General features: G+C 44.2%; 30 protein-coding genes. 17 read left to right on the top strand and 13 right to left on the bottom strand.

The genetic code is table 11. The features are described from left to right. Window positions 1-8 precede the first annotated feature (8 nt). Both K4039_RS08345 and K4039_RS08340 read left to right on the top strand, forming a co-directional pair. Window positions 9-176, top strand: a complete 168-nt coding sequence (locus tag K4039_RS08345; protein WP_265234687.1) for a DUF433 domain-containing protein — start codon at window positions 9-11, stop codon at window positions 174-176. 47 nt (window positions 177-223) lie between these two features. Continuing rightward, a complete protein-coding gene (locus K4039_RS08340) occupies window positions 224-436 on the top strand; it encodes a type II toxin-antitoxin system HicB family antitoxin (protein ID WP_265234686.1) in 213 nt (70 codons plus the stop codon). Between the two features lie 74 nt (window positions 437-510). Here the strand turns inward: K4039_RS08340 and K4039_RS08335 are convergent, their stop codons facing one another. Continuing rightward, window positions 511-2,982, bottom strand: coding sequence for an NACHT domain-containing NTPase (locus tag K4039_RS08335; protein ID WP_265234685.1), 2,472 nt, complete (start codon window positions 2,980-2,982; stop codon window positions 511-513). Between the two features lie 100 nt (window positions 2,983-3,082). Between K4039_RS08335 and K4039_RS08330 the strand changes: the two genes are divergently transcribed. Further along, a complete protein-coding gene (locus K4039_RS08330) occupies window positions 3,083-3,418 on the top strand; it encodes a hypothetical protein (RefSeq protein ID WP_265234684.1) in 336 nt (111 codons plus the stop codon). A 475-nt stretch (window positions 3,419-3,893) separates the two neighbouring features. On the opposite strand, the gene K4039_RS08325 is transcribed toward K4039_RS08330, so the two are convergent. From K4039_RS08325 to K4039_RS08315, 3 genes are all read right to left on the bottom strand, one after another. Next, on the bottom strand, window positions 3,894-4,610 hold the full coding sequence (locus K4039_RS08325) for a GUN4 domain-containing protein (RefSeq protein ID WP_265234683.1): 717 nt from the start codon (window positions 4,608-4,610) through the stop codon (window positions 3,894-3,896). 225 nt (window positions 4,611-4,835) lie between these two features. Continuing rightward, window positions 4,836-5,408: a hypothetical protein gene (locus K4039_RS08320; RefSeq protein ID WP_265234682.1), complete on the bottom strand. Its 573-nt coding sequence runs from the start codon at window positions 5,406-5,408 to the stop codon at window positions 4,836-4,838. 262 nt (window positions 5,409-5,670) lie between these two features. Continuing rightward, on the bottom strand, window positions 5,671-5,880 hold the full coding sequence (locus K4039_RS08315) for a hypothetical protein (protein WP_265234681.1): 210 nt from the start codon (window positions 5,878-5,880) through the stop codon (window positions 5,671-5,673). Window positions 5,881-6,848: 968 nt separating this feature from the next. On the opposite strand from K4039_RS08315, the gene K4039_RS08310 reads away from it, so the two are divergent. The 9 genes from K4039_RS08310 to K4039_RS08270 all read left to right on the top strand — a co-directional run bounded on the left by K4039_RS08310 (window position 6,849) and on the right by K4039_RS08270 (window position 16,480). Then, window positions 6,849-9,479: an AAA-like domain-containing protein gene (locus K4039_RS08310; RefSeq protein WP_265234680.1), complete on the top strand. Its 2,631-nt coding sequence runs from the start codon at window positions 6,849-6,851 to the stop codon at window positions 9,477-9,479. A 168-nt stretch (window positions 9,480-9,647) separates the two neighbouring features. Next, a complete protein-coding gene (gene ruvA, locus K4039_RS08305) occupies window positions 9,648-10,268 on the top strand; it encodes a Holliday junction branch migration protein RuvA (RefSeq protein ID WP_265234679.1) in 621 nt (206 codons plus the stop codon). A gap of 223 nt (window positions 10,269-10,491) precedes the next feature. Then, window positions 10,492-10,761 (top strand): 30S ribosomal protein S15, encoded by a 270-nt coding sequence (rpsO, locus tag K4039_RS08300; RefSeq protein ID WP_265234678.1) that lies wholly within the window; start codon window positions 10,492-10,494, stop codon window positions 10,759-10,761. Window positions 10,762-10,931: 170 nt separating this feature from the next. After that, window positions 10,932-11,408 (top strand): PAM68 family protein, encoded by a 477-nt coding sequence (locus K4039_RS08295; protein ID WP_265234677.1) that lies wholly within the window; start codon window positions 10,932-10,934, stop codon window positions 11,406-11,408. A 229-nt stretch (window positions 11,409-11,637) separates the two neighbouring features. Further along, entirely contained in the window at window positions 11,638-12,699 is a 1,062-nt protein-coding gene (gene aroF, locus K4039_RS08290) for a 3-deoxy-7-phosphoheptulonate synthase (RefSeq protein ID WP_265234676.1), read from the top strand. 233 nt (window positions 12,700-12,932) lie between these two features. Next, complete coding sequence (locus K4039_RS08285) at window positions 12,933-13,508, top strand: hypothetical protein (RefSeq protein ID WP_265234675.1); 576 nt, start codon at window positions 12,933-12,935, stop codon at window positions 13,506-13,508. A gap of 3 nt (window positions 13,509-13,511) precedes the next feature. After that, window positions 13,512-15,260 (top strand): hypothetical protein, encoded by a 1,749-nt coding sequence (locus tag K4039_RS08280; protein ID WP_265234674.1) that lies wholly within the window; start codon window positions 13,512-13,514, stop codon window positions 15,258-15,260. Window positions 15,261-15,364: 104 nt separating this feature from the next. Beyond that, a complete protein-coding gene (locus K4039_RS08275; protein ID WP_265234673.1) occupies window positions 15,365-16,123 on the top strand; it encodes a hypothetical protein in 759 nt (252 codons plus the stop codon). A gap of 126 nt (window positions 16,124-16,249) precedes the next feature. Beyond that, the gene (locus tag K4039_RS08270; RefSeq protein ID WP_265234672.1) at window positions 16,250-16,480 is read left to right on the top strand and encodes a hypothetical protein; all 231 of its coding nucleotides are present in this window, start codon (window positions 16,250-16,252) and stop codon (window positions 16,478-16,480) included. Window positions 16,481-16,490: 10 nt separating this feature from the next. Here K4039_RS08270 and K4039_RS08265 read toward each other — a convergent pair whose 3' ends face one another. Next, complete coding sequence (locus K4039_RS08265; protein ID WP_265234671.1) at window positions 16,491-17,519, bottom strand: C39 family peptidase; 1,029 nt, start codon at window positions 17,517-17,519, stop codon at window positions 16,491-16,493. Between the two features lie 246 nt (window positions 17,520-17,765). Beyond that, complete coding sequence (locus tag K4039_RS08260; protein ID WP_265234670.1) at window positions 17,766-19,094, bottom strand: pitrilysin family protein; 1,329 nt, start codon at window positions 19,092-19,094, stop codon at window positions 17,766-17,768. A gap of 147 nt (window positions 19,095-19,241) precedes the next feature. Here K4039_RS08260 and K4039_RS08255 point away from each other — a divergent pair, with 147 nt between their 5' ends. Then, window positions 19,242-20,114 carry an ABC transporter permease gene (locus tag K4039_RS08255; RefSeq protein ID WP_265234669.1) on the top strand — a complete coding sequence of 291 codons (873 nt, stop codon included), beginning with the start codon at window positions 19,242-19,244 and terminating at the stop codon, window positions 20,112-20,114. Here the strand turns inward: K4039_RS08255 and K4039_RS08250 are convergent. Beyond that, the gene (locus K4039_RS08250) at window positions 20,062-20,325 is read right to left on the bottom strand and encodes a hypothetical protein (protein WP_265234668.1); all 264 of its coding nucleotides are present in this window, start codon (window positions 20,323-20,325) and stop codon (window positions 20,062-20,064) included. The genes K4039_RS08255 and K4039_RS08250 overlap by 53 nt on opposite strands. A gap of 207 nt (window positions 20,326-20,532) precedes the next feature. Here K4039_RS08250 and K4039_RS08245 point away from each other — a divergent pair, with 207 nt between their 5' ends. The 3 genes from K4039_RS08245 (at window position 20,533) to K4039_RS08235 (ending at window position 21,715) form a co-directional block, all read left to right on the top strand. Further along, entirely contained in the window at window positions 20,533-20,742 is a 210-nt protein-coding gene (locus K4039_RS08245) for a DUF2997 domain-containing protein (protein WP_194013141.1), read from the top strand. 40 nt (window positions 20,743-20,782) lie between these two features. After that, window positions 20,783-21,169, top strand: coding sequence for a DUF1257 domain-containing protein (locus K4039_RS08240; protein ID WP_193974477.1), 387 nt, complete (start codon window positions 20,783-20,785; stop codon window positions 21,167-21,169). A gap of 78 nt (window positions 21,170-21,247) precedes the next feature. Then, the gene (locus K4039_RS08235; protein ID WP_265234667.1) at window positions 21,248-21,715 is read left to right on the top strand and encodes a ferredoxin; all 468 of its coding nucleotides are present in this window, start codon (window positions 21,248-21,250) and stop codon (window positions 21,713-21,715) included. A 78-nt stretch (window positions 21,716-21,793) separates the two neighbouring features. Here K4039_RS08235 and K4039_RS08230 read toward each other — a convergent pair whose 3' ends face one another. From K4039_RS08230 to K4039_RS08205, 6 genes are all read right to left on the bottom strand, one after another. Further along, window positions 21,794-22,075, bottom strand: a complete 282-nt coding sequence (locus K4039_RS08230; protein WP_265234666.1) for a YiaA/YiaB family inner membrane protein — start codon at window positions 22,073-22,075, stop codon at window positions 21,794-21,796. Window positions 22,076-22,568: 493 nt separating this feature from the next. Then, the gene (locus tag K4039_RS08225; protein WP_265234665.1) at window positions 22,569-23,648 is read right to left on the bottom strand and encodes a hypothetical protein; all 1,080 of its coding nucleotides are present in this window, start codon (window positions 23,646-23,648) and stop codon (window positions 22,569-22,571) included. A gap of 162 nt (window positions 23,649-23,810) precedes the next feature. After that, window positions 23,811-24,788 (bottom strand): hypothetical protein, encoded by a 978-nt coding sequence (locus K4039_RS08220; RefSeq protein ID WP_265234664.1) that lies wholly within the window; start codon window positions 24,786-24,788, stop codon window positions 23,811-23,813. Window positions 24,789-24,845: 57 nt separating this feature from the next. After that, window positions 24,846-25,214: a hypothetical protein gene (locus K4039_RS08215; protein WP_265234663.1), complete on the bottom strand. Its 369-nt coding sequence runs from the start codon at window positions 25,212-25,214 to the stop codon at window positions 24,846-24,848. A 61-nt stretch (window positions 25,215-25,275) separates the two neighbouring features. Further along, the gene (locus K4039_RS08210) at window positions 25,276-25,977 is read right to left on the bottom strand and encodes a hypothetical protein (RefSeq protein ID WP_265234662.1); all 702 of its coding nucleotides are present in this window, start codon (window positions 25,975-25,977) and stop codon (window positions 25,276-25,278) included. 143 nt (window positions 25,978-26,120) lie between these two features. After that, the gene (locus K4039_RS08205) at window positions 26,121-26,387 is read right to left on the bottom strand and encodes a hypothetical protein (RefSeq protein WP_265234661.1); all 267 of its coding nucleotides are present in this window, start codon (window positions 26,385-26,387) and stop codon (window positions 26,121-26,123) included. 252 nt (window positions 26,388-26,639) lie between these two features. On the opposite strand from K4039_RS08205, the gene K4039_RS08200 reads away from it, so the two are divergent. Beyond that, window positions 26,640-26,963, top strand: a complete 324-nt coding sequence (locus K4039_RS08200) for a RodZ family helix-turn-helix domain-containing protein (protein ID WP_265234660.1) — start codon at window positions 26,640-26,642, stop codon at window positions 26,961-26,963. Window positions 26,964-26,966: the final 3 nt, after the last annotated feature.

Genomic DNA, 26,966 nt, shown 5'->3' with positions numbered 1-26,966 from the left:
AAAGTGTCATGTCAGACCAAGAAATTGCTAATATCATAACCATAGAACCGGGTAAGCGAGGTGGCAAACCTTGTATTCTAGGTATGAGAATTACGGTTTATGACGTGCTGGAATATCTTGCTTCTGGGATGACTTATCAAGAAATCCTAGATGATTTTCCCTATCTCACTCAATAGGATATTTTGGCTTGTTTGAGTTTCGCGGCTAAACGGTAAATAACAAAATGAAGATCAAGTATGAACTGATCATTTACTGGAGTGAAGTAGATCAAGCTTTCATTGTCGAAGTGCCTGAACTTTCGGGTTGTGCAGCAGACGGTGAAACCTACCAGGAAGCCGTACAAAATCTAGAACTCGTGATTCAAAAATGGATTGAAACTGCACAACAATTAGCGCGCGTTATCCCAAAACCTAAAGGTCGATCGCTGTTTGCTTAAATCGTTGATTTACAAAGCCGAGGGGCTAAAGTTAAAACAATAACTGATACTCAATTTAGCATTAATCATCGTGCTTATTGTGTTTGATTAAGCGGTAATAAAAAAGTGTCTTCGATATGCGCTATTATTGTGGGACTGATATTACGACTACTATTCAGACAGTCAATTAATAACTTATTAGCATCATAATACTGCCGTAACTGACTTTTATATTCTTCGCTAAACTGCCAATCATTGCCTATATTGCGATACTTAATTGTTGTTGTTTCTACTTGCTTAAACCAACTACTAAAATTAGTTTCAAACCATTTATTAAATTGTTCTTCGTTTTCCCGATCGTCAGGTATTTCATTAGGTATCTCATATTGGAGTTTTTCGAGCTTTTGCTTGAGTTCAGGTTTAAGATCGAGAACAGCATCAAGCGTATGAGAACGGATACGTTTAGGTTCACTGGCAAAAACCACAAAAAAGTAAACTGCACTATCGATATCAAGAGCATTATTATTTCCAAAATAAGCAGTTGGCTCCAGAGCATAAGCACACTTAAAAAGACTGGGTACACGCTCTCGGATACGGTGCGAAAATCTGTCTACTTCATGAGCAAAATACAAACTCCGAACGGTAGCTAGTTTAAACGGAACTTTGTCTTGATTCTTGACTGATAAAGATTTGTGGTTTAACCATGTAAAGAACTGCTGCGAGTTTCGATCATTGGGTATAATTTTATCAACTTGTTCTTTCATTAACCGCATTAATTCATCAGCAGATGGTAAGATTTCGGCAGTCAACAAAAAAACTTCTCGCCAGCGCTCTTCATTAATGTGGGCGACTAAATTTTCTAAAGACTGTGGTTCTAAACTATTAGCAAATCTCCAAGCTGTAAAATACTCCTGAAATGTGAGATGAGAAAAAGAGTAAATTCCTCTTGAGCGTTCCACCAGTAGTCCATGTTGCTCTACAATAGACTTCAGCACTGCTTCACTATCTAACTGAACTTGCACAGGAGCTTTTTTTTCATCAGTTAAGTTAGTAATAGAGTCGGCGATCAGCTCCTGTATTCTATCTCCCTCAAAAAAGTAATTATTTCGCTCAAATGCAATGGCTGCTACTTGACTCAGCAGTTGTTTTTTGTTTCGCACAGGCAATTTTCGATAAACTTCGTCTCGTTTAATGTTCTTGGCATCATCCCATCGGAAAAGCATAATTTCTAATCCTTGTTCATAAAGTTTAGCTCGGCTAGAAGGAAAATTAGCTTTTTCTTGGAAAACTAAGCAAGCTAGATTGAGCAAGATAGGTGTGCCCGCTAGTTCTAAAATTGATTTATTTTCTGAAAGATACAATTTTTCAATAAACTTAGTAGCTTGGGTTAAACCCTGCTCTCTAGAGTTCCTGGCAACTGCTACAAACCATTTTTTAGAAAATGCTTTTATTTGAGAAATATGAAAATCTGCAACTTCGACCTCAGTAAAATTAAAACTAAATCCCCGATTGGCAAGCTGAGTTGTAATCCTACAAGTTATAACAAATGTATTGCTAAAATATTGTTTTAAAAAATCAGATATTTCCGTTAAAATTACATCAGCATTTTCGGGTCCGACTTCATCTAAACCATCTAGTAAAATAAAAAATATGCCATTAAAAAGCAATGTATTAATCTGCCCTTCCCAAATATTACAATTTGACAATTCGTCGTAGATGTATTTTAAAAGACTAAAATTAGATTTATTTCTGACAATTCTGGCCCAATATTTCAGCTCTATAAAAATAGGTATAAATTGAGACTTAAACCTACCTTGCTTGCACTGAATTGCTAAAAATTTCAAAAAAGTTGTTTTCCCTGACCCTGGTTTTCCCAGTACCATTAGCCTCGAATTATTTGCTGCTACATCTATTCCAGTTACTCTTTCTTGTTGTACTCGATCTAAACCTAAACGGTCAAAATTATCTATAGCTAAATTTCCAGATTGAAAATCAGAAATATTGTTAAATCTATTGCTATGAAGCTTTTCCAAAACGTTGACATTAATGTAAATATTATCTATGTCAACCGGCCATTCAACATCTAAAATACGTAATTGTCCACACTGATCTTGAATCTTAGCATTGTGATAGGGATGCGATCGCACCTTTTGCACCAAGACATCGGGGTTATCCTCTGAAGCATCTTCAACCGAACTAAGTTTCCATTCTCGATCGAGAATGGTGCTTGGGTTTGCGATCTTCGGTTCCTCACCACCTACCCAAGTCTCATCATCATAGACTGATGGCTGTGATTCCTTAATCCCTTGAGAATTACCAACACCTATCAACTCAGGCATTGACTTGGCAAACAGAGCAATTAACGCTCGTAGCTTGCGTTCTCTATCATCTAGAATCTGAAACTTTTTATAAAGCTGCCTCAAATTCTGCTGTACTGCACCTTCGCTCCCATCACAAACATCACAGGCAATTTTTGTCTTACTCTCACCTGCTAACACTCTCAGGAGTACCTGCTTCTGCTTGGAAGGTAGTTGATCGAAAATCTCTTTGACAGTTTTGGCATCCATATCAGGCGTTTCTCATAAAACTGAGATTTGTCTCACTACCAATATATGAGATTCCTAGCTGTCATGCTTAAAAAGTCCAGCCACAGAGGAAACTTTGATTATGACAAGTCTCAATCATCGACAATCACCCAACTTTCCAATTCAACTAGAACTGCCTGTAATGCCTCAGAAAATAGATCCACTGAAACAAATGGAACAAGCAATCCAAGGAATGCTAGACCTAACATGGAAAACTGTGCTACTTCACATATCACCACGCACTACTAAAGAACTGATGCAACAGCACGGAAAACTAATAGCTCTCAATGATGGGGAAGCAAGAATTAAAGTTTCGTCAACACCACTTTTGCTAATGGCAATTCAAAAACTACCCGAAATTGAATCAGCCTTCACAAAAGCTTTTGGTACTACCGTAAAAATCCGCATGGAAGTATAACTGATATCTTGCACTGCGATCGCTCCACCTACCCAAAAAGAGCGATCGCCCTCAATCAATCAACTGGGCCTCCTCAAAAATTTGCCGAGTAGTCAACTCCAAACCAGGCAATAACTCATCCGCGATCGCCATTCTATCCGTATACACCTGACTAGAACCATCAGGGAAACAGAAGACCGGGCGGTTGAAACCGCGGCTACACAAACAAAACCCGAGCTGAGAGGGGTTGAAGAATAGGCGGTGAAAATCACGTTTTACGTGATTCTCTTAAGTCCGCGGAGGCGGACATCGTTTGTGTAGACGCGGTTTCAACCGCCGTTCGATCTTTGTTTGTCAATACGCGGTTTCAACCGCCGTTCGATCTTCTTCGTTTGTCAAGACGCGGTTTCAACCGCCGTTCGATCTTCGTTTGTCAAGACACGGTTTCAACCGCCGTTCGATTTATGTTTGTCAAGACACGGTTTCAACCGCCGCCTTACTTCACCCAAGCCCGATGACCCATCAAAGCCGCAAACGGCCGCACTCCCCGCAACTGATTCGACAGCGGTAAATGACCCCTAGGCGCGCTCAAATCCCAAATAAACTCCTGCGGGTAGCGCGTCCAATTATTCCCCTTCTTCCAGCCAATTAGCGGCCACAATTTATCCCAATTCTTGCCCGAACTCATCCAAATTTCCCGCTGCACCGAAAAGCCAAATTTACCTTCGGAATGAACTTTCCACAGCACATTCATTGTTTGCAAATCCGCCACCGGCAAACTCTCAACTTGCGTAAAATACAGCCACTTTCTTTGCAAAGCTGTTTCGCCCGCCAATTCACAAAGCTTCTCTAATGTCAAGCGATCGGCTTCTTGAAATTCCTGTAGCGCCAATAATTGTTGCAGCGGAGTGTAATCAATGTTAGAGTCCGATCGCAGCGGCACAACTCCAGTCGGAAAATTCGATTGCAAAAACTCCGTCACTCTCGGAGAGTCAGCACTGTAAAGAATTTGGTAAGCCTTACCCATTACCGCCGTCGGTTCCTCCGACTTGCGTTCTAATAAAAATTCCATCAATACGTCCCAACCGGCATCTGCTATGTGTTGTTGCAGCAGTTGCAGTTGAGATTTTTCCGAACCCGACCTCAACTGAGAGCGCAATTCGGCTGTATCGGCCGCCGAGTCCAATGGAGAAGTAGAAATCGAGTCAGTCATGGGAAACTATCAGCTATCAGCTCTCAGCTATTAGCTGAAGCCCTGGTTTTCCCCCATTGTACAATGGTACTGACTTCGATTCACTTGTCTCTACTCGGATGTCTGCGCGCAACGCCGCTACCGTCCGAGCCGATCGCACACTCCTAGTCAATGACAGCAATCGCAACGCCGGTTTACCATCTGAAATTTGCGATCGCTGCCATGTCCAAGAGTTTCTGGCCCAGCCTAATCGTCCACGATCGAAACCCATGCAGAGAACGAAGGCGGAAAAAAGTTAATGTCATATTCCGAGTCTTCCCACTCCTTCACCCACAGCGGTACAACGCCCGGGCGAGGAGTTTCTGCAAAGATCCGTTCCTTGGATTCGATCGAGTGAAATAGCTGTTTTAAAGTATCTCCCCGATCCAAAGCGGAGCTGAGGATGTCGTCCAAGTCAGGATCGACCCGTTTGACGCGGTTTTTGTCGTCATCAAGCCACAGAAGTTTCAAAGACTTCAGATCCCTCGGACTGAGAATGCTCTTGTAGTAAACGCGCTTGAGGGTCGCTACGGGCTCCAATGAGCGTTCGATCCGGCGAATTTGCTGAACTCGCAGGTAGTGCCATTCCGCTAAACGCTTGCGTTCCGAAGGCGCGAGAGTTCCCTTCCCGGTTGAGTGTTTGTAGTCATAGTTAACTAAACTGCAAGCCATATTGGCCAGCAGGTGAATTAACTGTTTTTCTTTTGGTGTCGCCTGACGCCGTTCCTGGGTTCTTGTCAATACGCGCTGTCTGCGGGTAGTTTCGAGAATATTTTCCATTGGGTTTTTACGAGATGAAATACGATTGTGCCAGATCCGAATCCCGAACATCAGAAGATAAGGCAGTTGATAGGCGGGGAAACTCCACCGACAGACTCGCCTTACCTGTTTATTTTCCCATTCACCGTTCTGACTTCAACCCCTCGGATTAGGTAGAATGAATATTCCGAGCGAGTTTTCACCCCCCTTGAGCCAAGGTGGTTGCGACAACAAACACACCACAAACACAACCGCAGCGCCGGCGAACCAGTGACAGCGCCAATTATTTCCTGCCTTTACCTGTCTTTACATCTTCTTGCTCCCCATCCTCATTCGTTCCAGTGTAGTTAAAGTCGGGACGACTGTCCCCCGCAGTAAAACTGCTGGCTGATGAAGATTGTCGGACGATCGCAGAAGCGCGGGCGCTGCCCGTATGGAAAAAGCTCATGCCACCGGTGGCAATTACCGCTAATACTAAGATGCTGTTTTTCATGTTCGATGACCCTGATTTGAGTAGATAGACACCTTTTGGCTAACCCGATCTGTCAGAAGTGGGTTGATGCAATAGCCCACTTGTCTTCTGATAAATCTGCCTGCCATAATCAATTCAGACAGGCACACCCGCTTGCGATCGGAAACGCCGGAAGTGACGTGTTACTAATGTCCACGATCATCCACCAACCAGATTTTTTTGGGTAGTGGGGCTAAGGCCATCAGGGCGTCGATCCATCAGGGAGTTATGCCATCAGGGTGCTCATCTATCGGGTAGTTAATTCATCAGGGCGCATCTTCTACAAATTAGCCACAGACTTAACTTTTATCGTTGAGCCAGTGGCTAGCAGCGCACTGACAGCGCTTTTAAGAATTAAACTTTTTGTGGATTCATCCCCAAAAGTTTGTCCTTAAAGATTCCCGCACGCGAAAGCTGGGGAAGTGTCAGCAGCATGGAATTTCATGCAATCTAAGTCAACAAAAAAAACGCAGATTAACGATATCTCCCACTCAAGCAGTCCTCAGCCAAACGCTGAGGTTTTTTATTGCTACTCATTGCTGAGCCTTTTTCTGCGGCATTCCGCAGCCGGAGGCAGAAGGTTGACGCCATTGCGGTTATGAGTTTCCCTGGCAACATCATACCATCGGGTGAATTTTAAAGTATTATTGTAAAAAAATATGAACTCAAGGGCGTTTTGGTGTTCTCAATCCGATCGAGCAAAAATTGATATCGTTATGTGAACGAGTGTAAAGAATCAAGTGTCGGAGTCCGATCGCCCGCGAAACCAGATTTGAGGTCAACAGTTGCAAAGATACGGTAAAGATTGAGCAACAGAAAGGTCAGTTAGTAGACAATAGAGAAAGATGCACAAAAATTTTCCATAATAGGAAGCTGGAAATAATAATTATTGCAATTTGTAACCTTTCGATCGCACAGTATAGGGGCGCAGGATCTTGATGAATTCGCAGATGACAGCATACGTCAACTCAACCAACCAATATCAAGTCGGAGGATATTTGCCTGCCGATGCGCCCACCTATGTCAGGCGATCGGCAGATAGCGAACTCTACGAAGGACTAAAAGCCGGACAATTCTGCTACGTGTTGAGTTCGCCACAAATGGGAAAGTCCAGCCTGCTAGTGCAAACTGCCAAAAGGTTGCAAGCAGAAGGTACAGCTTTTGTCGCCATCAATTTGAGAAGCATCAGCAGCCCAGAAATTTCCCTCGAAAAATGGTATGCCGCGATCGTGTACCGCATCGCCAGCAGCTTACGCCTCACAAATAGGTTTGATGCCCTCAAATGGTGGAACGATCGCGAAGTGCTATCACCGGTGCAGCGATTGGAGATATTCATCGAAAAAGTTCTGCTCAAGTCTCTGCGGCAAAATCTGGTAATTTTGATAGACGACATTGACAGCACCAGTAGCCTAAATTTCAGTACCAGCGATTTTTTCGCATTGATCCGGGGTTGTTACTCCAAGCGGGCAGAGCAACCAGAATACGATCGCCTGAATTTTGCAGTTTTCGGAGTAGCAACCCCATCACAATTGATCCGAGATCCAAGCTGCAACCCTTTTCATATTGGACGGTCAATTAATTTAAGTCGATTGCAACTGGACGAAAGTTTTCCACTAACAAAAGGATTGGCACTCAAAGCTTTTCGCCCGCAAAAAGTGCTCCAAGAAATATTAGCTTGGACGGACGGTCAACCTTTTTTGACTCAAAGACTGTGCCAATTGGTACTTGAATACGGGAATTTCATTGGCAGAAATTGCGAAGCCCAGCAGGTGGAACAACTGCTCAAACACAGAATTATTACAAATTGGGAAGAATGGGACGAACCCCAGCATTTGACAGAAATTCGCGATCGCCTTTTCCACAACCGCTGTGATCTCACCAGACTGTTAACGCTGTACCAGCAAATTTTGCAACCGCCCGATCCCAAAAAACCGGAACAAACGCCGGGAGTTGCTGCCGATAATGCTCCCGAAAAAATCGAATTGCAACTGTCAGGATTGGTGGTAAAAACTCACGGTAAATTAATAGTTGCCAACCTAATTTATCAATCTGTTTTCAATCAGTTTTGGGTGGAAAAAGAACTGGGAAATCTGGCTCCGTACCGCGAAGCGCTGGCAGCATGGCTGGCTTCCGATCGCGAAGATAAATCGCAGTTGTTGACCGGGAAAAGTTTGCAGTCAGCTTTGGATTGGGCCGCAAACAAACAATTAAGCCAAGAACATTATTGGTTCTTGAATCCCGGGAATTTTCAAAATAAACCCACAGTCGCTGTCGCACAAGTTGTAAAAAGCAGTTCAGACAGTGGTGCAGAGAGTATTCTCACCCCGCCCTCAGATGCTGTTTTATCGGGCAGCAACGAACAGATATTGTACGATCACATCGTCTCCTGCGTGGAACAAGAATCACCCGCACAGGTGATCGAGCGCTTCCGCAAGCTATTTATCGACGGCATGGGCTATCCCGATCGCGAAATTGAAGCAACTTTGTATAATATCATCTCCGTCAAGCGATCGGATCGGGAGTTTAAATATATCCTCCACCGCTGCTGCTACATCCCGATCAACCGTTGGCAATTGCACTCACAGCACAAATTTGCGATCGCCAATCTAGTAGCTTTATTTAAGCAGACTTCTCCCCGATTCGGGATGGAATTTTACATAGTCAAGCGCTTGCAAGAACAAATAACATTCTTTACTCAAAGTGAAGAATTTCAGACTCTAGAGCGCTTAGTAAAAGCCGTAGAGCAAGAGCCGCAACCGCAGGAAAAAGATAGTCATGCTCCCTTGGGTGAATTAATTTGTCGGTATCCTTATTTGTACGGGCATTCTTTGCTGAGCAAAGGCAGCATTGAGGAAGACCACCAAACTATCAAAAAACTGGAATTTCAAAGACAGCGACAATTTGAAAAAAACTTGTCTCAATATTTAAATTATTTAGTTGAACCGAGAAATACAGAAATAGGAATTGTGCATTCGGCGCCAAATCCCACACTTTTGAATGATGCGGAACTGCACTTAGCTGTTAGAGAATTTGCCGGGAAAGTAGCAGGCGATCGCAGTTACAAAGAATCGGCTCAATATTTTCTGAGAGATGCTAGAAAAATTCCATCTTACGGCTCATTTAAAGTAGCATTATATGAATATTTAATCTCGTCGATCGAGCCAGAATATGGCGGGCGTCAATTTAACGAACGCTTGTACAAGTTCATCAAAAATATATTTCCCGAAAACGACTCGGCGAAATTAAATCATATATTGTTAGCTCGGACTTGCAACCAATTGTTCAATTTTTTGGTAGTGAAAAATCCTCAACATCCCAGCCACTATGTTTTTTACGACTTGGTATACAACCTCGGCCCCAGCCGGACAATGGGTTTACTGCTGAAAATATTACTGCTTTCGGGTAAAGTTAAACCTGAGTTGGAAAAGCGATTTTCTGTTTTGTTCAACCACTATGAAGGTAAAGCTTCTGATGAAATTATGTGGTTTGTCAAATCGTTGGAAAATTTAAATGTGGCTTTTGTGGTGAATTTTAGCAATACTGATTTGTCTTTGGTTAAAGAGCATCTTATTTTGAATTGAAAAATCAGCACAGCGATACAGAAGTATAGTTGTAGGGTGCGTCTGTTTTCAGGTTACTATCAAAAACTAGGGTTTTCCAGACTGACGCACCCTACTAATTGTGCTTATTTTGAATTAGAAAACAATGAGAGCGATACAGAAGTATAGTAGTATTCAGTCAAAAACAATATGATCAGCTATCTCAAAGGCACAGTCGCCGATATCAGCAAAGGCAGCAACCGCGTCATCTTGATTCTCGAAGTCAATGGAATTGGCTATGCAATCCAGATTTTGCCCCGTGTGACTGGTCAATTGCCAACATCCGGCGAAGTCGCCCAAATCTTTACTCACCAGCAAGTTAAGGAAGACCAAATCATATTGTATGGTTTTGGTAGCGCGGCAGAACGCGATTTGTTTCGGCAGTTGACGAGTGTTAGCGGTGTTGGTGCTCAATTGGCGATCGCACTTCTTGATACTCTAGGAATGCAAGACTTAGTACAGGCGATCGTCGGCGCTAACACCCGTGTCCTCGCCAAAACCTCCGGTGTGGGCGCAAAAACGGCTGAACGCCTTGTCCTCGAACTCAAAAACAAACTCTCGGAATGGAGACAGGAAGCAGGTTTGACAACTTCAATGGCCGCCGGAGTCCCCCCAGCTATTCAAGAAGAAGTGGAGATGGTCTTGCTGGCGATGGGATACACTGGGGCGGAAGTCTTGGATGCGCTGCAAAATCTCTGTCAAGACGATAGTTTGTCGGGTAAAGGTGCGGAAGATTGGATTCGTGAGGCGATCGGGCATTTAAGCAGATAATCACATACTACATCCAGCAACCGGGAATACACCCAGGATGGGCGGGACATCCCACAGGAAAAAAAATTGTGGGATGTCCAGCCCGTCCTAAGTCTGTTGGCAATTCAAGTCTATGCTGCTCAAAAAAATAAACTCATCCGTGCGAAAAATTTGATCCTTCACGGTTCCCCTGTGATACTATATGGGATTGTGACAATCGTACAAAAAAGCATAAAATCAATTCATGGCTCTTACACAACAACGCAAACAAGAAATCATGGGCGATTTTCAAACCCATGAAACCGACACAGGTTCAGCAGATGTCCAAGTCGCCATGCTGAGCGATCGCATCAGCAAACTCAGCGCCCACCTGAAAATCAACCAAAAAGACTTCGCCTCCCGGCGCGGTTTGATGATGATGATCAGCCGCCGCAAGCGCTTGCTAGCATACCTGCAAAAGGAAAATGTCGATCGTTACAGAGCATTAATTGCCCGTCTAGGCATTCGCGGCTAAACAGCCAAGCGAAAATTTGCGACAATATTCAAGAATCTTGGACAATCGCCAGCAGGATTTACGCACTGATCACAAATCCGTTTCAAACCGTTGATTAACCATCAGAGTTGCGTAAACCCTCGCCAAGATTTATTGAATAATTGTTCGAGATTTCAGGTTAAACAAAAAATATGTCCTCCGAACCACCCACCCAGCGCCTACCCTTTGAACCGGCCTCAAATCGGAAAAAAACCGCTAAAAAGCCCCCAGAAACCGAAGCAAAGCCAGTCACAGAAGAACCAAAACCAGACAAGCAGCCCAAAGCCACAAAAAAAACTGGCCCGCAGGCGCAATCCATCCCGGAAGCAGTCAGCAAACGCATGATCTCCCGCATAGCGGTATTCTGTGGCGCGCCGACACTCCTGGGAATTTCCACATTTTTTGTGAGTTATTTGATAGTCAGCAAAGGCCTGTTTGACTTACCCAACACAGCAGTATTGCTGGTAAGCATGGGCTGTTTTGGTTTAGGTGTACTGGGATTAAGCTACGGAGTTCTCTCGGCTTCCTGGGATGAAGACAATTCAGGAAGCACTCTGGGGTGGGAAGAATTTAATACTAATTTTGGACGGATGCGAGAAGCGTGGCGCGCGGCTAAACCCAAAAGTTAAACCAAAAAGAAGATCAGACGGCGGTTGAAACCGCGCCTACACAAACAATGTCCGCCTCCGCGGACTAAGATCGGACGTACGGTTGGAACCGCCTCTTCAACCCGCGGAGGCGGGTTTTGCCTGTATAGACGCGGTTTCAACCGCCCAGTCTTCTATTTATAGAAGCTCGATCGCACTAAATCCGTGTCATAATTCGTGTCTTAGCGCAACAGACCAAGGGAAAAAAAATATGATTATTGTCATGAAAGCCGGCACTCCAGAAGCCGAGATCGATCGACTAGACGAAGAACTCCGCACTAACTGGGGTTTGACACCAGAAAAAATCGTCGGGCGTTACAAAGTCGTCATGGGTTTGGTAGGCGACACCGCCGAGCTCGAACCGATGCAACTGCGGGAAATGAGCACCTGGATTGAGGAAGTTCTGCGAGTGGAAAAACCCTACAAACGCGCTTGTCTGGAATACCGCCAAGGTGAACCGAGCTCCGTAGCGGTTGCGACTCCTTTAGGAACTGTGACGATCGGCTTAAATCACCCGATCGCAATCGTAGCAGGCCCTTGCTCCGTCGAAAACGAAGAAATGATTGTTGAGACGGCAATGCGCGTCAAAGCTGCTGGCGCTCAATTTTTGCGCGGTGGAGCGTACAAACCGAGAACGTCTCCCTACGCTTTCCAAGGACACGGCGAGAGTGCTTTGGGACTGCTGGCGGCGGCGCGGGAAGCTAGCGGTTTGGGAATTATTACCGAAGTTATGGATGCGGCGGACTTAAGTGCGATCGTAGAAGTAGCCGACGTGGTTCAAGTCGGAGCCCGAAATATGCAGAATTTCTCGCTGTTGAAGAAAGTCGGAGCTCAAGACAAACCGATTTTGCTGAAGCGTGGCATTTCCGCAACTATTGAAGAATGGTTGATGGCTGCTGAGTATATCATGGCTGCGGGGAATCCGAACGTGATTTTGTGCGAGCGCGGAATTCGCGGCTATGACAGGCAGTATACGCGGAATACGCTTGATTTGTCGGCGGTTCCAGTGCTGCGTACCCTGACTCACTTACCGATTATGGTTGATCCTAGTCACGGGACTGGTTGGGCGCAGTTTGTACCTTCGATGGCGTTTGCGTCGATCGCCTCTGGTACTGATTCGCTGATGATAGAAGTGCACCCGAATCCGAAAAAAGCCTTGTCTGACGGGCCGCAATCGTTAACACCGGATCAGTTCGACAAGTTGATGGAAGAATTGGCTGTAATTGGCAAAGTCATGAAACGCTGGCCGCAACCGGTGCCAGTTTTGGCGTAGAAACAGACGAAACTCCTCAACTGATATGGGTGAGTAACTTTGTTCCTAATCTCTACCCATATTTAGACTAAACAATGCTTTAGTAGGGATCGATAAAATATTCAGAAAGTTGAGGGCAAGCTAAGTTAAAGTTAGCTTGTCTTTTACTTTATGGCTGCTTTAGGACTATGAGGCATGGTATTCTCTAAAATACCACCAACGTTCATCCCAGTAACAGTGAACAAGAGGAACTTATGATCGAGCTTTCTACCGAACAACTGCTTTACTTGCTGTACGCAGTAGCCTACTCAAAACAGAATAAGGTGACTAAAAGCGATGTGAAACAGCATTTATCTAAAGGATACCAGAAGGACGCGCCTGCTATCTGTGATGCTTTGTGTCAGAAGCAATTGCTCGAATCTCCTAAAAAGGGTCAGCTTTTTGTGACAGATCAAGGTAAGAAAGTTTTAGCTGCTAATCTGCAAAGCAGTAAGTATGAGTTTGAATCAGCAAAAGGGGCAAAACTCATAAATACTCTTTGGCGATACTGTCAAATCGGAGTTGCGGATTCTCAGACTTCCGATGGTGGTAAAGAGATGGACTTTGAGACATTTGTAGAAAAGTTTAAGGCTCTTTATTTTGAAGAAAGAAAGCGTCAAGAATTAAGGGGAGTAGTTGCTATTCGCAGCCGAGAAATTTGTCAGAAATTTTTGGAACAAAACGATGTATCTCTCTCAAATTTGAACAAAAACTTTGCTTTGCTTAAATCAACTGGCAAAGTCTTTGCAGTTATCGAACAAGAAGATGAACTTATTCAGTGGGTAGAGTAAGCTATGCCAGAAGATGCAGGAAAAAAAAGGTACATAAGAGACTTTATTCAACAAGTAAAGGGGGGCGTAGGATTTATTGATGATATTAGGATAGAACGAGTTGTTAGACTTCCAGGGTCAGAGGGTGAAGGATCTACAGCCAAAAGTTTGTCGGGGCGGCAAATATCTAACCTAACTCAGCTTCTTGAAGACGATCTAAGTCGTACATTTGATGATGGTTACTTTACATTTAGATTTGTTGCGGCCTCATTTGGTAGTGGTAAAACCTCCCTGTTAATTTACTTACATGAATTAGCTAGAACTAAACCAACTTATCAGAATCATTCTGTAGTTGTTGACTTCCAAATCTCTGATGTAACTCTTGGAGATGGTTTTAAGGAAAGATTGTACTCTCACATCCTAGCTCATACATTTTATGAGTTGTTACACAATTCTAATCTATCGGGTTCGGTTAAAAATGTAGCTGCACAGATTTTGAGTGATTATTTAGATAATAATCAACTGCCCCAACTTAATGCTGCCCAAGATTCGATGCTATTTCGCAACCAATTTAAAATATATATTGCTGATCGTGTAGATAGTCTTGAACAATTTTTATTTTATACAATATCTAAAGTATCAGCAGTAGATCCAACATTTAGTTTTGTTTATCTCATAGATGAATTAGATTCTATAGCACAACTTCCTAATGAAATCAAAGAAACTAGATTGCTTTTCAAACAATTAATTAGAAGGGCATTAGGACAAGAATTTGGATCAAAAATTCGCCTGTTAATTTACTTAGCAGGCACATCAGGAAACGTAGAACGTTTTATTGTTGATGATTCAGTCATGGAAAGCCTTTTAAGTGATTCAGTTATAAATCTGAATCCAGTCTACACTAATGAAATTGAAGAGATCAGAAAGAAAATGGATGAGCGTATTGAAGGAGCTTATAAGGGATATCAAAATTTTGCTCTAGCATGGCAAGAAATCAAAGATATACCATTGAATCCTGCTAATAATTTGAGAAAGTTTTGTCGAGACTATGCTGGTGCAGTTTTAGAAATACATGAAAAATATTTTCAAGAAGCTCCCGAGCAAGTATTTGAAGGCAATTCACGCGAGTTAGTAAAATCTGAGTGTAAACAACAGTGGGCAAGTTACCTGAGCCAGAAATCCTACACTCTATCGGCAGTTTCAACTACAACAGTGATTGCAGGTCATGCCTTCGACTGTTATGTAGAATTACTTCACAATGGGGATCTTGTTGCTAGAGCCTTTGGCGAAGCTAAAAACTATGAACTGTTGAGCAGCCATTTAGAAACGTTTAATCAATGGTTAAAAGATGCCGATTTCAAACCTCATGAGACTGATAGGACACCGGGAGATCTATCTTTTATGATTGCTCCTTCCTGTCCAACTCTCCTGCAAAGAAAGTTGGAACTTAAACGCATTCAATTTATCAAATCTGATAAGGTGATTAGCACACCAACACCCACACCCACACCAATACCAATACCAACACCTACATCAACGCCATCACCTACACCAACGACATCACCTATTAATCTCAATGGAGCCAATAAATCCGAACTAACAAAGGCTTTTAAGGGAACCAGTATCAAGCAGAAAACTATTGATAAATTGATCGGCGATAGAAAGATAAAAACTTATCGTACTCTTGATGATCTGGCATCTTATCTAAACCTTACTCCAGCAGCAAAGAAAAAACTTCAAGCAAAGTTTGATAAAGGTGAGATTTGCTTTTAACAGAAGATGCAATGATTAGATCATGTGATAGTTGGTAGGCGATCGCACATCCTTAATCCCCTCCAATCGCTCTTATGTTATGCAAATAGCAAGCAATTCAACGAATGCGATCGGCTTTGCAACTTCAAGATATCAACCGCCGCAATGCTGAAATTGATGCGGCGCGGGGGATGTTGTTTGAGGCTTTAGCAGATTACAAAAATCCGCAGTTGTTGTCAGAAACTTGTGCGGCGGGACAGTTGCGCCGGTTAGAGTGCAGTTGGGCGATCGAGCAAAGTATCATTGGCACGTATCAGGTGCAGAATGAATTTGGTGCTGCGGGCGATCGCATTTCTCAACTTCAACAACAAATCCGTCAAGATGGCCTCGGTATTATACAATGCTGTGACTCCGATGAAGAGCTTGATTTTCTCTTTCCTGAAATCACGCGAATTCACAATCACGATTTAGCCGCCTTAGACATTTGGCTTAATCAGATTGAATGGACTAAAGCTTTGCCTCCAAGTGAGTTAAAGCAGTTGCAGAGTGCTGATTTCAGCAAATCAAACTTGGCGGTTATTGAAGATAAAAAATCAGCAACAACAGCTTTAGCAATACCAGATGAACAGTTATTTTATGAAAATTTGAGGCCGAAGTCTCATTTTTATGCGCTTTACACTCAACTGGAATTTATGCTCGATCCGCAGCAACGAAAAGATCATGAAAATTATATTATTGAGCAAGGGGAAATAGCTGGTCATAAAAGTTTAGTAGCGTCGAATTTGGAAAAAGCGTCTGATTTGGCTGTTGCTAATCTCTTTTACTACTTCCGAGTCCGGGATAAATCGGAAGAATCGGAAGAATCAGAATTAGTTAACGCCTGAAGTTGAATCGGCAAATTTCAGGATCAGATTTTCAATTTCTCAATCTATAAACTATGGAGGCTTCGTAACCCTTCTCTTTCTACTAAACACGAACAGAACTTACGCGCAAACTCTATCTGTAGGTAGGTGGGCATTGCCCACCTTAACGCTACAGGGAGAAGTTACAAAAGTGCGATCGCTCAACTAAATCAGGAGGAACCATTGATTAAGTTTATTGGAGAAGTCGAACTGCGTAACAGTCGCCGAGTGTACTACCTAGAGGATTTTTACCGAGTAGAAAAAGTCAATCCAAATAGAGAAAAAGTAACCTACGGAAACGATATTATCGATTACCGATTATCAATTCCCAGTTCCTAATTCCCAATTATTACTTGGAGATAAAATGCACCCAAAAATTTCCGTCAGCCATACAAACGCTGCGGATTAAACGATAGGAATAGTGCAAATAAGAACCGCTGACACTTGTGTCATAACCACTTGGGAACCACTCGCCATAGGGATCGTGAACAAAGAATCCTTCGCTGTCGTAACCTGCCGCAACTATAATGTGACCGAAAGACGTGAAGTATCCGTGGATCACAGCCGGATTTCCGCTAGCTAGCCAATCTTGAACATCATCAATCGTTGCATTCTCAGTATAGTAATCTTGAGCGCCGTAATCTTTAACAATCTTTGCTAAATCATAGGGATCCCAGCGACTATAACCTTTGGCGATCGCATATTCGTAGAGTTCATCTTCATATTGTCCGCTTCTATTGCGCCGCGGCACTCTCAAAAAGTCCAGACACATCGCTATGGAAGTTACATTACAAGCACCTGTAGGATTGTAAAAATTATCTAATTGCGATCGATAAGGAATGCCAAGTCTGACAGTGGGCGGATTCGGTTTGGGATACAGCAAAACGCCATCTAGAGTAACTTGAGCGTGTCCTCCGTAAACATACCAAATCCCTGAACCTTTGAAAGATTCGTTGCGGAGAGCAACCCTAATGTGACCGCGAATTGGAACAAAAGCCAGGAGTTCAAACTCTTTTCCCGCTGGGATTACTTGTTTTTCTGATTCCTGAAGTTGAGAAGACGCCAGCGGTTTTGATTTAAAAATGGTGTCTTTGAGGATTTTCAGGATCGGGCGAGGTGTGGGAATGTCCGCCGGTTTGGCTTCGATCAGCTTTTTGGCTGTAATTGCTCCCAAAAAACCCGGTTCGCCACACTTCATCAAGGTTTGAAATCGGTGGAGGGCGGCGGTAGAAAGTGGGCCAAAAGCGCCGTCTACTGGAGGTTTCAGTAAACCCAGGTCAATGAGGCGGCTTTGAACTTGGCGGCTGAGTTCGTTGTCGGCAGCGATTGCTTTGACATCGTACCTAATTTTTGAGTTGAGAAAGTTTTGTAATTTCATGCTTCCCTGCACACTTCAACGATTCCAAGTTTATACTATGAGAAATTTATGGCAATTCTACCGATCGCCCGTACCTTAAAAGCTTTAAATTCATGATTCGATACAAAACCTTTAAGGCTGCGAGCGATCAAACTTTGACACAGTATTCTCAAATCAAAGAAGGTGATGATTTACCTTCTTTGTGCTGTGGGAAGTCTCCCTAGCTTGACAAGCAAAGGATTGCGCCTGGAAAGGAAGCAGTCGGGTTTATGCTGCTTCGGGGCGAATTATCACAACACCCATCGCATCGGGAGATAGGTATTTGACAGCGGCTTCCCGGAGATCCTCCGCAGTCAGCGCTTGAATGCAGGCTGCGTAGTTGAGGGCGGGAGCGATATCTCCTACCATCGACTGATAGTAACCGTACAAACTTGCTCGATCGCTGGGAGTTTCGTTACCGAAGATAAACCGATTTGCTACTTGGGTGCGGATGCGCGAAATTTCGGCATCTGTAACCAGTTCGGTTTGGAGAGTACGAATATGTCCGACGATGGCTGCTTCGACTGCTGCTAAGTTTTCTGTCGCTAGTTGAGCAGAAATCGAAAATACACCGCCGAGTCGCTGAGTCATGTTGCTGACGGAAATTGACGAGACTAGCCCTTGATCTTCGCGCAAATCCTTAACCAGACGAGTTGTGCGCCCGTGGCCCAATACTGTCGCTAACACATCGAGGGCATAGGTTTCGGACATTTCCACAAAACCGGGGACTCGCCACATCACGATCAGTCGAGCTTGCTGGAGGGCAGAGTCTACAAATTCGCGGCGGACTGTTTCGGTAAAGGGCGATTCTTGGCCGTAGTTGAGAATTTCGGATTCTGGGTGAAAGCTGCTGAGGGCGGGCAGATTTATGCTGCTGTTTTGTGCTGTGCTTTTGCTGGCAAAACTTTCGGCGACAATTTCAATTAGTCGATCGACCGGCAAGTTACCTACAGCGACTGCTGTCATCGCCCCTGGCTGATATCGGCTGCTGTGGAAATCCCGCATTTGTTGGGCTCTCAGATTTTCGATCACGGAAGTCGGGCCTAGTACCGGTCGCTTGTAGGGCAGGACTTCAAAGGCTAATTCCACCGATCGCTGATAGGTGCGCCGGCGCGGATTGTCTTCCGATCGTCTAATTTCTTCCAATACTACCAGCCGTTCGCGATCGAAAGCATCGTCAGGAATGCTGGCGTTGAGCAAGACATCGACTTGCAGCGGGGCTAGTTCAGCAAAATCTTTAGGGGCTGTGGTGATGTAATAGTTAGTGTAATCTTGGCTGGTGGCTGCATTGGTGACAGCGCCACGTTGCTCGATCGCCCGCTCAAATTCTCCACTGGGAATACTGGGAGTTCCCTTAAAAATCATGTGTTCTAAAAAGTGCGCCATACCGTTGATTTCGTCTGATTCGACGGCTGAGCCTAAATTCATCCACACGCTGAGGTTAACAGCATCGACTGGTAAGTGTTCGGCTATAACTGTGAGGCCGTTGGGGAAATGGCGCACTGTTGGAGCGTTCAGGGGCGGTCTGGAGGAGGATTTGAGTAGGGTTGATGTCATTTGGCTTTTAAATTTATCTTGTTCTTTATATCTTAAAGGGTCTTTTAGGAAGGGATCGGGCATTTGGCATCTACCATTCGCTATAAAAACTGCGATCGGGCAAAACTCCCGCACCGTATAGTTGAGTTTTTTTTGTAAAGGCACTCGATGGAAAATCCCAAATTGCATAAAAAATTAATATTTTTACAGCCAGCTTGGCAACGATTTGGGCGATCGACCTCCGGGAAAATCGGCTTATTTTTGACTTTAGCGCTGATTTTGTCGGCTGTGTTAGCTCCCCTAATTTCCCCCTACAATCCGGCGGTCGATCGCGATTATTTATCCCGATTAGTGGCTCCTAGTGTCAAACATTGGTTCGGCACCGACAGTTTGGGGCGAGATTTGTTGGTGCGAGTGTGGCACGGATTGGGGATATCTTTGCTCGTCAGCTTGGTTTCTGTGGCTGCGGGATTGTTTGTGGGAGGGCTGTTGGGACTCTTCGCCGGATATTTTCGCGGATGGGCTGAAGTGGCGATCGGGATTTTGGCGGATATTTTGCTAGCTTTCCCTTCAATCTTACTGGCGATCGCCATTGTCACCGTCACCGGCCCCAGCCTGCAAAGCGTAATTATCGCCGTCAGCGCCGTGCAAATTCCCATTTACATCCGCCTCACACGCAGCATGGTGTTATCGCTGCGAGAACAAGAATTTGTCTTAGCAGTCAAAGCCTTGGGCGCTGGCGATTTACGGATTATTTTTCGCCACATTTTGCCGGGAAGTCTCCCACCGCTAGTAGTACAAGCAACTCTTTCCACTGGTACAGCCACACTAGAAGCCGCGGGTTTAGGTTTTCTCGGTTTGGGCGCGCAGCCACCAGCCCCGGAGTTAGGGACAATGCTTTCGGACGCTTTCAAAGGCGGATACGCTCTTTCGTCTCCTTGGACTATTTTATTTCCCGGTTTGCTAATTACCTTGACTGTTCTGGGTTTTAACCTTTTGGGCGACGGCCTGCGAGACGTTCTAGACCCCAGAGGAAATTAGAGGGGAGATGGGGGAATTTATACTTTTTCGTTTTACCTTCTTCCCTCTGCGCCCTCTGCGCCCTCTGCGGTTCATCCCCTCTTCCCTCTTCCTTCTTCCTTCTTCCTTCTTCCCTCTTCCTTCTTCCTTCTTCCCTCTTCCTTCTTCCTTCTTCCTTCTTCCTTCTTCCTTCTTCCTTCTTTCTTCCTTCAGATGACTTGACTGATGTCACAATGTACGCGAAACTTTACATAACACTGACGTATTGATACCACCTATTAATAAGTTCTGTTAAGTTGTGACTCAAAACCTATCAATTAGTCAAAATTGATATAGTGGCGAGTCAGCCAACTCTCAATAAGCGACTTCAGGAGGCATCGTACCAAGCTTGCTGGCGTCGGTGTCTGATTTCATCGTTCCTATTCAGTCAGCCCGGATTATGGAAACACTAGAATTTGTGATTTATCCAGATGGCCGCGTACAGGAAACAGTCACCGGCATTGTCGGTGCTTCCTGCGCTGAGGTAACTGCTGCTATTGAAGCCCAGCTTGGCGTGGTGCTTCATCAAGAGTCAACATCTGAATATTTCGCGCAAGCGCTGAATCAGTCAGCCGAAGCGACGGCCCAAGTGGCTTTTAGCGATTGGTAATCTTTTTTGTTCAGTTCACTTAAATTTTTTTGGAATCACCATGTCACACTTTAGCCAAATTAAGACCCAGATCCGCAATTTGAATTCTTTGGAAGCTGCTTTAACTGATTTGGGTATCGACTGGAAGTCGGGCCCGACTGAGGTGCGCGGCTATCGCGGCCTCACCAGCACTGCTGAGGTTGTAATTGAGCAAGAAAATGGCTATGACTTAGGTTTTAGCTGGAACGGGACTGAGTATGAATTGGTGGCTGATTTGCAATTTTGGCAGCAAGCTTGGTCTGTCGATCGCTTTCTGAATAAGGTGACTCAGCGCTATGCTTACCATACTGTGGTAAATGAAAGCGCTAAGCAGGGTTTCCAAGTTTCTGAGCAAAAACAAAATCAAGACGGTTCGATCCGCTTGGTGGTTCAGCGCTGGTGTGCTTAAGAGTTTTTCGAGATTTTTGCAATCTTGTCTCTTTCAAGTCCGCCCAAGCGGACTTATTTATTATTGTGAGGGATCTAAATGTCTGAGCTTTCTGGACTCGGAATAGATACAGCAGGCGATCGCACTGGTTTGGAACCGGAGTTGGGCGGATTTTTGCGGGATGCGCCCGATCGCTCTGGTTTGGAACCGGAATTAGGCGGTGCGTTTCGCCAAAAAGGTGTCTATGTTGATGAGATTACCTGCATTGGCTGCAAGCATTGCGCTCATGTTGCTCGCAATACTTTCTACATTGAGCCGGATTATGGGCGATCGCGCGTAGTCCGACAAGACGGTGATTCTGAGGAGTTGATTGCTGAGGCGATCGACACTTGTCCGGTAAATTGCATTCACTGGGTTGACTACACCGAACTCAAGAATCTGGAAGAAGAACGCAAGGATCAGGTGATTCCTGTCGTTGGTTTTCCCGTAGATATGGCTACCGTTCAGGCCGGCATTCGCCAGCGTCAGAAGGCTAAGGGCGATCGTAAGTTCAAAGGTAGCCATTGAAATCCGCAGGTTTTCACCTCAAGCTCAACAAAAACAGCCCGCGCGGGCTGTTTTTTATATACATTGTATAATTCAAGTTTATTTGAGAGGATGATGTTCCGCGAGAATTTTCTCAACTCTCGCTTCGTCGATTCTCGCAGTCAATCTTGTTGACTCATTGTTATCGCGAATGGTTTTTGCTAAAGTAAAAGACGAGCCAACCGAAAAAGTTAAACCCATACCCATAAAAGCCTTTTGCCAAGGATCTACCTGTAAATAAATCACACCAATAGTAGTTGCAGAAATGGCAACAATAAAAGAAACCCAGCACTGAAGAATCCAAGCATTAGTATCTTTTTGACGTATAATTTGTTGTGACATAATCTTTAAGCCCCAAATATATCTTTTGGTTGATTAACTTATACAATAATGAGCGTGACTGAAGCGGTCAGGAGAACAAATGACAGTTTATAGAAGTGCACAGGGCGATCGGGCTTTTGACTACAAACTACAACGCTGTAAATAGGGTTTGACCGTCAAAGAAGACACGCAGCGAGTGGACAATTTAGAAACTTCACTAAAGAAAGCGACTTTTTGCTCAAAATAGCGTAAAGTGCGCGTTACATGAAATGCAACGCGCACCCTACTTCTCCCAGTCCGCGGAGGCGGACTTCGTTTTTGTAGCCCCGAATTCCATTCGGCGGGCTTCTTTATTTGTGTGCCCGTAAACTCCCCGAATTCCATTCGACGGGCTTCTTTATTTGTGTGCTTCGTTTTTGTAGCCCCGAATTCCATTCGGCGGGCTTCTTTATTTGTGTGCCCGTAAACTCCCCGAATTCCATTCACTGGGTTAATCAATCGGGTAGGTTAACTGCTACTTATTTTTCTGCTGAGTCTTAGCTTGTTCGATCGCAATTTCCCTCACAGCTTGGAAAGAACTCAAATTCGACGAACCCTCAATCGCCTTCACCGCCAAATCTTGAACCTGTTTCAAAGCAGAATCAAGTTGCTGTGACAAACTAGCAAGCCGCCCATCTTGATTTTGAATAGTCTGCAACATCCCTTGAATTTGCAGTTCATAATTTTGCTTTTGTCCTTCAATATCTTTAGCCAACAAATCCGCCTTAACCTTAGCTTGATAATTGCCAATATTGCGACCAGTATCTTTCCCATTCTTGATATTAGCTTCCAGTTCCTTCGGGAAAGCCTCCACCTTAGCCTTAACATCCGCAGACAGTTTTTCCCGTTCCGAAATAGCTTTTTCGCGTTCCGCCCACTGTTTCTCCTGTTCCTGGCGAAACTCTTCAATTTCTTGATAAAGCCTTTGCTGGCGCTGTTCGTATTCTTCGATATCAAGATTTCGCTGAAGATTCAGATCGTAATCATACAACTCCTCATCGCGATCGCGATTTTTTTGCTCATTCTCATTACGTTCTTTAACTGCCAACTTTTGCAATTCCTGCTCTTTTTCCCAAGCCAGCCGCAGTTCCAACAACTCCTGTTCAACAGTTTCGCGCCCTTCACTGAGTTCGTCAGTAAAAGTTTTCGCACTTTCTTCGTACTGCTGAATTAAATTATCCAGCGTATCTTCCGCAACATCTTCTAAACTGTGCAACTCTTGCAGTTGTTGAACTTCTTCGCCCACAACGCGCCGCAATTCTTCCAATTTAGTAGCTTCGGAAGTTAACTTCTCAGACAACTCGCTGACAGCGCCACCAAAGCCAAATTGCAGCAAAATTAGATTGTCGATTGTGGACTGCATTTTTTGTTGATTTTCAGTTAAAGCCATTGGTTTCTTTGCCTCCACAATAAGTTTTTCAGGAACTGCTGGTTGCTTTGGGGAAGCATTTAGCTGTTTGACTTGCAATTCTAATGCAGCTTTTTCTTCTGCGGCTTCCTTGTACGCTTCTAAGATTTGAGCCTTGGTGCTTTTGTCGCTAACTTTTTTGTTCATGGCTTTTGATTTGTTAATAGTTTGAATTAGGTTCGTAGTCAGGACTTCAGTCCTTCCAGGTTCGATAGTTCGGACTAAATTCCGAAAGTTTTGAGAAAATAAGGAATAAAGTCTTCACTACGAACTCGGATGCGGACTAAAGTCCTCACTACGAACCGAGTTTTAAGCTTTGCTTGCAAAAGCTTTCATTGCCAAATCTTGCGCTTGCTTCATCGTAGCTTGCAGTTGCGCGGAAATCTCAGCAATTTGTTCAGTTTGCCGCGCAATTGTCTGCTGTAAAGATTGCACTTTCAACTCATATCCCTGCTTGCTTCCTTCCCATTCCTTATCCGCTAAATCTGCCTTGACTTTAGCTTCGCGGGAAACTTCTTGAATTGCTTCTTCTTTGGCTTTCGTATAAGCCTGTTTGAGTTCTTCTTCAAATCCAGCAGCTTTCCTTTGATTCTCTTCAAACTCCGGTTGATTGTCGCTGAGGGTTTTTTCTCTTTCCGCCCAGTTTTTGTCTTTTTCGCGGGTAGATTCTTGCAATTGCCGTTCTAGTTTGCGCTTCGTTTCTTCGTATTCGTCGGTTTCAATTTTACGATCGCGCTGCAATTCGTATTGATAATCCGCTGTTTCCTGCTGGCGCCCTTTTGTTGTGAGTGCAGTTTGTTCTTGAACTGCTGCATCAAATTCTTGCTGTTCTTTTTCCCAAATCTTGCGTTTTTGGGTTGTATCTTTTTCGATGACTTCGCGCTGATTGGCGCTGTTTTGTTCCAGGAGCGTCAGTTTTTCCCGGTGTTCTTGAGTTAAAATGTGGAGAGCATCTGCTACAACTCTAACTTGCTGTAACTCTTGCAATTGTTCGGCTTCAATTTCGATCGCCCGTTTTAATTCATCTAATTTGGAAGATTCCGCCTTCAGTTTTTCCGAAAGTCCGCTGGTGATGCTACCGAAATCTAATTGCAAATCTGCCAAGCCTTTAACAATGCTGTCAATTGTATAGGTAGAAGCAACTTCTAGGAGTTGTTTGCTTTTGGCTTTTTCGGCGGACTGTTCCTTAGTTTCGACTTTAGATTCAATCTTTTTCTTTTCTGCTAAAATCTGCTGAAAATTTTGCAAAATCTTGGCTTTGCTATCTTTGGCTGTTGCTAGTGTCATAAGGTTTTTTGCTCCTGATTCAAACTATTATTGGCTTGGTTAGTGAGACGTTTTGAGCTATCCTAAGTTCCTGAGTTTGCTGAGAATAGTTCGGTATTCTTTGGCTGCATTCGGTGGAAAGTCTGAATTATTGCTGTGTAGAGATTTGAGAATCTTTTGACAGCGATCGCACCGATTGCTTTGCCAGCATTCGCACTCCTCAATTATACTTAAAAGCGTGTTTTTTAGCAGTTGATTTTCCGAAAGCAAAGCTCGGTAATTCCGCCGGATAGATTCCGCAACTAAAGTCATGTGCTGGAAATCTTCGGTAAGACTTTCGATGTCGTTAACTGTATCATCCCGAATGCGATCGAGCATCTCGAAATTCTCTCTCAAACGGCTTTGTTGCAGGTTTGGTTTGGCTTTGATTTTAGTGACTTTTTTCATTTTACTCTTCCTGGTCACAGTTACGGAAAAGGCGCGATTTAATCGCGCCTTTTCTACACAATTAGAACAAGTCAGCAGTTGCTCTGTCTTCCGCTGACGGTAGCGACATACCGCCGTTAGAATTCAAAGCAATCGCATCGCTTTCACCGCTAGTGTGAGCGGCCATCAAGGACGCAACTTGTGCTGCTGGTAGGTTATCTAAACAGATCATAGCCCTGGTTCCTTCTAAGTCAATCATCCGCGATTGATTGCTCGTATCGGACAAAACTGCTGCTGCTTGATCGATAACTGCCCAGTCTTTGCGCTCCATCCACGACCATTTTAAACTGTAGTAATTTATGGGTTTAACTACTCCGCTGTCGTCTGGTTTTTGACCGGAATGTTTTACAAATTCGGGAACAAAAATTCCAGTTGCTGGCTCTACGCCGCGCGATTGAACTGATGCGACTAAACGGTTAAAGTCGTTTAAACTGCGGTTTTTGATGTATGTCACCATGACAACTCCTTGGGGGAGTTCGCCTGTTTCTGCGACGAACCAGAGTTGACCCCAAAGTGTGTGGGAAGTTTGACCGAGGGAACCGAAAAATTTGGCAAATTTAAGGATAGTGATCGAACACTTGGAACCGTAATCTGTATCGCCGATCGCCCACTGGCCGCTTTGGCAATTGTTGCGAACGGCGATCGGGATTTCTGGTACTAGCAAAGCATTGCTAGGTTTGGCTCCAAATACTGAAAATGTAGGTCTTTCTTTTGTGGTAGTCATGGTTAGTTTTTCCTTAGTTATTTATTGATTTACAGACAATTGGTAATCGGTAATTGGTAATTGGGAATTAGTAATTGGTAATTGGCTAATTCTCCCCATCTCCCCATCTCCCCATCTCCCCATCTCCCCATCTCCCCATCCGATTACCTAATAAGATGTGTAGTCGCTTTTGGTTCTGGATAGGTATACTCAAGCATCGCCTCTTGTTGAGCTTGAATAATCCGCAATGCGGTGAGCAAATGCTCTAAGGTTTCTAAGTGCGCTGGGGTGAAGTGGATGCTAAAGCCTTCGCCATCCCGCGCGTAGCCCGGACAAACCAGTGAGGCTGAGCTTTGTTCTTCGTGGGTGGCGATGTATAGCCAGTCATCGTCTTCGAGCTTGTAATGCGTGTCTGTCCAGGTTCTCAGCATTTGCTATCTGTTCCTCCTTATTGGCTGCGTACAAGGGTTTAGATGCCGGGTGGCGATCGCTCCTCTCAACTTAACTACGCTATATGTACGTGTTTTTTAGCTGATTTCCACTTTCAACCACAGCAGTGTGGTCAGAAGCGTTGACTAAAGCGTCAACTAAATTCATGGTAACGTATGTTGATTTTCCCGTCAAGTATTTTGTTGAAGTTTTCATCAAAACAGGCTAGAATGCTTGTCAGGAGGCGAAAAACCGTGGAACAAACATTTGGAAGACTGATCCGTCAAGCTCGCAAGGATAAGGCTTACTCACAACGTGAGCTTGCTGCTATGCTAAGTGTGGATTTTACTTATTTGTCGAAGTTGGAGAACGATCGCGCGGATTATGCGCCAAAAGAAGACGTAATTCGATCGCTAGCGCGGAATCTCGACATCAACGAAGAGGAATTGATTTTTCTTGCCGGTAGACTGCCTCAGCAGTACGAAGCGCTGCTGAAGCAGAATCCGAAGGAAATGCAGGCTCTTTTCCGCCGGATGCAAGAAAATCCAGATTGGCTCAAACAATCTTTTGAAGCGTAAGAG

It is taken from the genome of Lyngbya sp. CCAP 1446/10 (genome assembly GCF_026130175.1).
Taxonomy (GTDB): domain Bacteria; phylum Cyanobacteriota; class Cyanobacteriia; order Cyanobacteriales; family Microcoleaceae; genus Microcoleus.
This window is presented reverse-complemented; position numbering and strand designations above follow the sequence as displayed.

Coding starts and splice junctions, on each gene's coding strand:
- K4039_RS08285 (WP_265234675.1), top strand. CDS start 12,933: ATGATCGAGCTTTCTACCGAACAACTGCTTTACTTGCTGTACGCAGTA.
- K4039_RS08310 (WP_265234680.1), top strand. CDS start 6,849: ATGACAGCATACGTCAACTCAACCAACCAATATCAAGTCGGAGGATAT.
- K4039_RS08255 (WP_265234669.1), top strand. CDS start 19,242: ATGGAAAATCCCAAATTGCATAAAAAATTAATATTTTTACAGCCAGCT.
- K4039_RS08325 (WP_265234683.1), bottom strand. CDS start 4,610: ATGACTGACTCGATTTCTACTTCTCCATTGGACTCGGCGGCCGATACA.
- K4039_RS08230 (WP_265234666.1), bottom strand. CDS start 22,075: ATGTCACAACAAATTATACGTCAAAAAGATACTAATGCTTGGATTCTT.
- K4039_RS08320 (WP_265234682.1), bottom strand. CDS start 5,408: ATGGAAAATATTCTCGAAACTACCCGCAGACAGCGCGTATTGACAAGA.
- K4039_RS08335 (WP_265234685.1), bottom strand. CDS start 2,982: ATGGATGCCAAAACTGTCAAAGAGATTTTCGATCAACTACCTTCCAAG.
- K4039_RS08225 (WP_265234665.1), bottom strand. CDS start 23,648: ATGAACAAAAAAGTTAGCGACAAAAGCACCAAGGCTCAAATCTTAGAA.
- K4039_RS08215 (WP_265234663.1), bottom strand. CDS start 25,214: ATGAAAAAAGTCACTAAAATCAAAGCCAAACCAAACCTGCAACAAAGC.
- K4039_RS08205 (WP_265234661.1), bottom strand. CDS start 26,387: ATGCTGAGAACCTGGACAGACACGCATTACAAGCTCGAAGACGATGAC.
- ruvA (WP_265234679.1), top strand. CDS start 9,648: ATGATCAGCTATCTCAAAGGCACAGTCGCCGATATCAGCAAAGGCAGC.
- K4039_RS08265 (WP_265234671.1), bottom strand. CDS start 17,519: ATGAAATTACAAAACTTTCTCAACTCAAAAATTAGGTACGATGTCAAA.
- K4039_RS08275 (WP_265234673.1), top strand. CDS start 15,365: ATGCGATCGGCTTTGCAACTTCAAGATATCAACCGCCGCAATGCTGAA.
- K4039_RS08330 (WP_265234684.1), top strand. CDS start 3,083: ATGACAAGTCTCAATCATCGACAATCACCCAACTTTCCAATTCAACTA.
- rpsO (WP_265234678.1), top strand. CDS start 10,492: ATGGCTCTTACACAACAACGCAAACAAGAAATCATGGGCGATTTTCAA.
- K4039_RS08280 (WP_265234674.1), top strand. CDS start 13,512: ATGCCAGAAGATGCAGGAAAAAAAAGGTACATAAGAGACTTTATTCAA.
- K4039_RS08220 (WP_265234664.1), bottom strand. CDS start 24,788: ATGACACTAGCAACAGCCAAAGATAGCAAAGCCAAGATTTTGCAAAAT.
- K4039_RS08235 (WP_265234667.1), top strand. CDS start 21,248: ATGTCTGAGCTTTCTGGACTCGGAATAGATACAGCAGGCGATCGCACT.
- aroF (WP_265234676.1), top strand. CDS start 11,638: ATGATTATTGTCATGAAAGCCGGCACTCCAGAAGCCGAGATCGATCGA.
- K4039_RS08315 (WP_265234681.1), bottom strand. CDS start 5,880: ATGAAAAACAGCATCTTAGTATTAGCGGTAATTGCCACCGGTGGCATG.
- K4039_RS08340 (WP_265234686.1), top strand. CDS start 224: ATGAAGATCAAGTATGAACTGATCATTTACTGGAGTGAAGTAGATCAA.
- K4039_RS08210 (WP_265234662.1), bottom strand. CDS start 25,977: ATGACTACCACAAAAGAAAGACCTACATTTTCAGTATTTGGAGCCAAA.
- K4039_RS08295 (WP_265234677.1), top strand. CDS start 10,932: ATGTCCTCCGAACCACCCACCCAGCGCCTACCCTTTGAACCGGCCTCA.
- K4039_RS08245 (WP_194013141.1), top strand. CDS start 20,533: ATGGAAACACTAGAATTTGTGATTTATCCAGATGGCCGCGTACAGGAA.
- K4039_RS08345 (WP_265234687.1), top strand. CDS start 9: ATGTCAGACCAAGAAATTGCTAATATCATAACCATAGAACCGGGTAAG.
- K4039_RS08260 (WP_265234670.1), bottom strand. CDS start 19,094: ATGACATCAACCCTACTCAAATCCTCCTCCAGACCGCCCCTGAACGCT.
- K4039_RS08240 (WP_193974477.1), top strand. CDS start 20,783: ATGTCACACTTTAGCCAAATTAAGACCCAGATCCGCAATTTGAATTCT.